The organism is Rhizobium sp. S152 (genome assembly GCF_030380735.1).
Classification (GTDB): Bacteria; Pseudomonadota; Alphaproteobacteria; order Rhizobiales; family Rhizobiaceae; genus Rhizobium.
Genome location: NZ_JAUDRZ010000023.1, coordinates 1 through 468 on the forward strand (window position 1 = coordinate 1; position 468 = coordinate 468).

General features: G+C 62.4%; 1 protein-coding gene. It reads left to right on the plus strand.

Annotated elements, in window-relative coordinates; all coding sequences use genetic code 11:
- The coding region (locus QTL95_RS16170; RefSeq protein ID WP_289721017.1) for an NAD-dependent epimerase/dehydratase family protein at window positions 1–468 on the plus strand (468 nt) is incomplete at both ends.

The following is a 468-nucleotide window of genomic DNA, read 5'->3' on the forward strand; positions in this document are numbered from 1 at the left end:
AGGATCGCAAGGCGCTGGAAGACGCGGTCGCCGCCGCCAAGCCCGACGTCATGGTCCATCTCGCCGCCCAGGCCGGCGTCCGCTATAGCCTCGAAAATCCGCGCGCCTACCTGACCTCCAATCTCGAAGGCTCCTGGAACATTCTCGAGATCGCCAAGAATGTCGGCATCGGCCACCTGATGCTCGCCTCGACCTCGTCGATCTACGGCGCGAGCCCGACGGTGCCCTTCCACGAGACCGACCGAGCCGACGAGCCGCTGACCTTCTACGCCGCGACCAAGAAGTCGATGGAACTGATGGCGCACAGCTATTCGCACCTCCATAAGATCCCGACCACAGCCTTCCGCTTCTTCACCGTCTACGGCCCATGGGGCCGGCCCGACATGGCGCTCTTCAAGTTCGTGAAGAACATGATCGACGGCGAGCCGATCGAGATCTACGGCGAAGGCAAGATGAGCCGTGATTTCA